Annotated in this window: 5 protein-coding genes; all 5 read right to left on the reverse strand. The window is 33.9% G+C overall.

Annotated elements, in window-relative coordinates:
• Positions 1–306 precede the first annotated feature (306 nt).
• From G5A70_RS15295 to G5A70_RS16180, 5 genes are read right to left on the reverse strand one after another with little or no spacing between them, the layout of a single operon-like run.
• Positions 307–1926: an ABC transporter transmembrane domain-containing protein gene (locus G5A70_RS15295; RefSeq protein WP_004220940.1), complete on the reverse strand. Its 1620-nt coding sequence runs from the start codon at positions 1924–1926 to the stop codon at positions 307–309.
• Between the two features lie 2 nt (positions 1927–1928).
• Positions 1929–3644: an ABC transporter ATP-binding protein gene (locus G5A70_RS15300; RefSeq protein WP_173750312.1), complete on the reverse strand. Its 1716-nt coding sequence runs from the start codon at positions 3642–3644 to the stop codon at positions 1929–1931.
• Positions 3645–3688: 44 nt separating this feature from the next.
• Complete coding sequence (locus G5A70_RS15305; protein ID WP_173750313.1) at positions 3689–4732, reverse strand: DUF1611 domain-containing protein; 1044 nt, start codon at positions 4730–4732, stop codon at positions 3689–3691.
• On the reverse strand, positions 4719–5018 hold the full coding sequence (locus G5A70_RS15835; RefSeq protein WP_226853758.1) for a hypothetical protein: 300 nt from the start codon (positions 5016–5018) through the stop codon (positions 4719–4721). The genes G5A70_RS15305 and G5A70_RS15835 overlap by 14 nt, the downstream gene beginning before the upstream one ends.
• A 22-nt stretch (positions 5019–5040) precedes the next feature.
• A complete protein-coding gene (locus G5A70_RS16180; protein ID WP_226853760.1) occupies positions 5041–5259 on the reverse strand; it encodes a sulfatase-like hydrolase/transferase in 219 nt (72 codons plus the stop codon).
• Between the last annotated feature and the right edge of the window lie 127 nt (positions 5260–5386).

A 5386-nucleotide genomic window follows, 5' to 3' on the forward strand; every position in this document is an offset into this window, starting at 1 on the left:
ACAGCAACTATGTGGCTTTCAGCCACTTTCACGGCTGTGCCGTGAATAATCTAGGCTATCTATATATGAGCGTATTTTTTCTTGTACTTTTTTCATATTTTATTACTTTTTTACATTTTTCATAAAGTTTTCGGGAATTTTATGTGTATTATTATATTACCATTCTCCACAATATCTGGATGGAAATAATCACGGCCACTCACCCCTATGATATGCCATTTTGAAAAGCACACGGCATCTATACATCTGGCAAGTTTATATTCTGCCAGTATCTCCCTATATACATACATTACATATTGATTTCTATTATATACGTTTTACATTATCTCCCATCTTCCAAACTTCATCTGCATTTTCCATTTCTCCCAGCCTATGAGTAACAGATAATATTGTCATCTGTGGATAAGCTTCCCTTATATTCTTAAAAAGCTGTCTTTCCGTTTTCTCATCTAAAGCAGAAGTTGCCTCGTCTAACAACAATACTTGAGGCTTTTTAAGCAATGCTCTTGCAATAGCAAGCCTCTGCCTTTGTCCGCCTGAAAGGTTACTTCCTCGTTCTCTTATCATTGTTTCATACCCCTTCGGTTGCTTTTGAATAAAATCGTGAATACAGCATCTTTTACAACATAACTCTACTTCTTCCATTGGTATTTCTTTCCAATATGTAAGAACATTTAAAAAGGACTCCTCAAACAGCTCAACGTTTTGAGGGACATAAATCATTTCACTGTTAAATACTCCTTCGGATTTTCCATTTTCAAAATTACATGACAACTTTCCTGTTGACTTCAAAAGCCCTTTAATCCCTTTTAGCAAAGTACTCTTGCCTTTTCCTGATTCCCCTGCTATAACAATGTATTTTCCTTTCTCTGCCTGAAAATTAATCTCATTTATAACTTTTACATCACCATATCCCACTGACCACTTTTCTGCTTTTAGCACGTAGCCTTTCTCTTTTTCCTCTACAAAGCAGACTTGATCTTCTTCTGTTTCTATTACGTGTTTGATGCGATTATAAGAAACCTTGTATTTACTGATTTCTTCTATAGAAGAAGCAATACTTCCCAAAAACCAACCCACATTTCCACAAAGCTGAACACTATACATAATTTCTGAAATCTCATACTCCCCTTTGGAAACAAGCAACATGCCATAAGCAATCGGTGTCAGCATTGTTAAGCTTCCTAAAATTCCGCTAATAAAATAATGTAGCGTTCTTTGTTCTAGATATTTATCTTCTTTTTCATTTACTTTACAAAATAATTTTTCTACCTTGTCTAATACAAAGCTTTTTAATTGATATACACGAATTGTTTCCTCTCCTGCAATACAATCCGTTTCGCATTCCTGTATTTTTTCTTCCTCTTCTGCAATTGTCTGTTGATAATACCGATGTTTTTTTCCATAATACTTATTTACTATCTGAGAAGACACCGACAATATTAAAACTACCATACCAATTTGCCATGTTTTCAAAAAAATAGAAATAATACAAACTCCACCTATGACAATGGGCAAAACAGACTGTATCATTGTCGTTCCCAAAAATGTTTCTACTTTTTGAATATCTTTTTCTAAAATTGACAGCCAATGTCCACTATGCTGTCCCTGCAATTCTTTTAATGACATATTTTGCAAATGAGTCACATAATTTTTTTTCAATCCTATAATTGCTTTATTCAAAAAAATTTGAATAATACACTTGGAAATAACCATCAAAAAAATGCAGCCTGCCACCAAAAGAAGATTTATCGCTACTAAACTAAGAAACTGTCTTTGGTTTTTGGAATTTGTAATAAGGGCAAACACTTGGCTAAATAAAGATGCCAAAAGTAAGGTAGAGCCACATTTTGCTAATGGATAGAGAACATATCCACACCCCAACGCCAGCTTGTGTTTTTTTTCAAATAACTGTATTTTCCCCATTTCTATTCATTTCTCTCCTTTTCATAGAGTTTTGCATAAACACCTTCTTTTTTCAACAATTCAAAGTGGGTTCCTGTTTGCACCAATTTTCCATCTTCCATAACTAAAATAAAATCATACTCTGACATATTGCTCATATCATGAGTAACTGTAACCGTCGTATATGTACGGGTAATATCCCTAAGATTATTTAAAATATCCTGAGCAGTCTGATAATCTAAAGAGCTGGTAGGTTCATCTATAAGCCATACATCTGCTTTACGCAAAATTGCCCTTGCAATACCAATTCGCTGCTTTTGTCCTCCTGAAATATTACTGGAGAACTCCGAAAGAGTTGTATCAAGTCCTTTCGGAAGCTTGCAAATCCATTCCCATATCTTAGCTTTTTTACATGCATTTTCTAATTGCTCCAAAGAAATATTCCTGTTTCCGGCAATCAGATTTTCTCTGATTGTTCCCGGAAACAAATACGTGTCCTGCAACACTAATGCTAAATGACAATACAGTTGTTCCGGCCGGCATTGAAATAAATCATAGCCCAATACAAATGCTTCTCCTTTTTGCGGTCTATTTAAACCGGCAATGGCTTTCAACAATGTTGTTTTACCACATCCACTTTCTCCTACAATGGCAACATGCATTCCTTTTTCGATTTCTACTGAAATATCGCTTATCCCGAATTTTCTATTAGCATACATAAACTCCATACTGTTTAAAATAATATCCGGCTTTTCTTCCTTTTCCACGTCTTTCCCCGAAAAAAATGGAATTTGCAGAATTTCAAAAATTCTTTTTCTGTGTCCTGAAAATTGTCGATACTGTGCCAACCATTGTGGAATTCCCATCATTCCATTTGTAATATAGCCTAAAAAAATAGTAAACAGTAATAAATCTCCTACTGTAACTTTATGCTGTATAAGCAAACAACCGCCCACTGCTATAATTACAATTTGAGGAAGTATCTGAATAATATTTAAAAACGGCTCATAAACCAACTGAGAAAACACTTTTTTATTTTTTGCCCGATATAATTCACAAAATGTTTGGTTTAAATAACCAGTCCATTCTTGTTGGGCAGAATATGCTTTTGTTGTCGGTATCTGCCAAACACATTCTTGAAATATTTTATTTGCTTTTCCCTCTTTATTTTGTAATTCTTCCGAAGCAGCACCAATCTTGACACTGAATTTTTTTGCACAAACAAAAATAAGCGGAACCATAAGGATGCTTAAAAGAGTTAATTGCCAGCTTATAAAAAAGCAGATAATAATTGGCCAAATGAAAAGAATCCACCCATACACCACCGTCTGTAAAAAGTATCGAATACTTTCCACACATTGGCGGCTATCTGTTTGCAAACGTGTCAAAATTTCTCCTGTTCCCATATCTGAAAGAGTACTATGAGGACAATCCAGTAATTTATTCATTAAATACACCTGAATATTTTTTCTTCCTTTTATTACAGTCCTACCAATCCACATTCCAGATATAATTCCCATGATACCTTCTGCTAAAATCAAACAAACCAAAAATATACACATGCCTATGATGGCTTGATTTTCTTTTGCAGCATCTATAAGCATACGCAGTAGCCACGTTTCCATTACATCAAACCCGCCTCTAAATATAAGTACCAGCATAATTCCACCAAGAAAAACTCCTGATACTTCTGCTATTTTATAAATTGGCTTCCAATCTTTAATAACTTGTTTCATCATCTTATCCTTTTCCTTCTTTTAAATATAACTTTAATTTTTTTCATTTAGCCTCCGCTAAAGTTCCTACCAAACATAACATTTAAAAAAACAATAATTTCTTCACACAATTTTTCAATATCTTTATCGAAAATGTTAGGACAATATACCGGCAATAAACTCTCTTTTCTAATATTTTCTATTTTTTTAATTGCCTCATCTTCTGTAATCCGAGTCAAATGTGTTACTAACGTGGAAGATGGTGCTTCATTACGAAATGGAAATAATACCAGTGCTAATGTTTTACCATACACTACTGAATCAAGATATCTAATCGTTCTTTGAATATAAGTTATATCATCATCTGGTCCAACGCATAAAATAAATGCATCAGGATCACCCGCTAAAATAAATCCATGTTGATACACCGGATAAAATCCCAAATTTCCCATACTTAAAGGAACTGTATGTGACTGTGAACCCATAAGTAATAAATCTGGTCGATTTTTCAATTCTATTTCATGCAAAGCATAATTTACTGCCATAATAAATTCTTTTTCATGTATATTTTCTGCAGAACCATAGCCAAATGGAATAACCTTATGCGCTCCAAACAATTCCCCATTTGGTTCACTAGATAAAAATCCCACTTTATATCCTAATTTCTCCATGAAATTTTTAAATTGTAATTGTAAAGTAAATTTTCCTTGTTTAGAACCTGTTCCCACTACAGCAACAGTGGGAACACTCAACTGAAATAACTTATTCATATAATGCTCTTTATCTACTTCTGATACCAAAGAACTCCAGTATACTTTCAGCCCATTTTTTTTCATTTCTTGAATTTCTTCTCTATAATCCGATAAATCATCATATGAAAATAAGTTTTTCTTCCATTTGAGACATTTAAAAAATATTTCTCTAATCCAATCTCTTCCAACTAATTGGCTTAATATTTTCGTATGACCCAATATTACTGTATCAAAAGATAATGTCCAGTCAACTTTATCAATATTTTGAACCCAAAAATCAATTCCATTTTTTCCGACATTTTTTCCGACTAGCCCTGTTTCTTTGCAATCGGCAACTATCTGAATTTCAAACTTTAGCATACAGCTCATCGCTGGTCATAAGGTTGATTACCATCTTATATCTTCCGTCAAAAGCGCCTCTAAGGGGCTGGTAACCTCCAAATCCGTCATGATCTACTTCATAACGTCCGAATTCCATAAATACATAGTCATTGCATCTTACTTCCGGATTTTTTACTTCCTCGAAGATACTTCTTCCTTCAAACATCTTAGGAATTGGCACGCCAAACATATCAAAAATCGTAGGCACTAAATGGATATGAGAAACCGGATTTTTATCCACGCCTTTTCCAAATCCTTTAATCATCAGTGGAATATGTGTAATTTCTTCATAATAAAGCAGGTCCTTTGCCTGTAAGAGAATGTCCGTACATCATATCCCCATGATCAGAGGTATAAATAATAATCGGTTCTTCCTCATACTGCGCTGCCGCATCAAGAACCCTTCCAATTTCATAATCTGCAAAAGTATTACAACCTAAAAATTCTTTTGGGCTAAGTTTAAAATCCTCTCTACACGCCTTTAAATATTCACTTCCTGCCCATATTCTATGGTGTCCGGCTTATCTTCCAATATATCCTTCATATTTTCTTTCACAGGAATCTCGTAGTCTTTATACAAAACTTTATATCTGATTTTTGATTATCCCTATAAATATTACACTTTCAAGCTTT

The sequence above is a fragment of the Blautia hansenii genome (assembly GCF_013304445.1).
Taxonomy (GTDB): Bacteria; Bacillota; Clostridia; order Lachnospirales; family Lachnospiraceae; genus Blautia.

Excerpts from the sequence above, each read along its gene's own strand:
- G5A70_RS15295 (WP_004220940.1), bottom strand. The coding sequence starts at position 1,926 with ATGGGGAAAATACAGTTATTTGAAAAAAAACACAAGCTGGCGTTGGGG.
- G5A70_RS15300 (WP_173750312.1), bottom strand. The coding sequence starts at position 3,644 with ATGATGAAACAAGTTATTAAAGATTGGAAGCCAATTTATAAAATAGCA.
- G5A70_RS15305 (WP_173750313.1), bottom strand. The coding sequence starts at position 4,732 with ATGCTAAAGTTTGAAATTCAGATAGTTGCCGATTGCAAAGAAACAGGG.
- G5A70_RS15835 (WP_226853758.1), bottom strand. The coding sequence starts at position 5,018 with ATGATTAAAGGATTTGGAAAAGGCGTGGATAAAAATCCGGTTTCTCAT.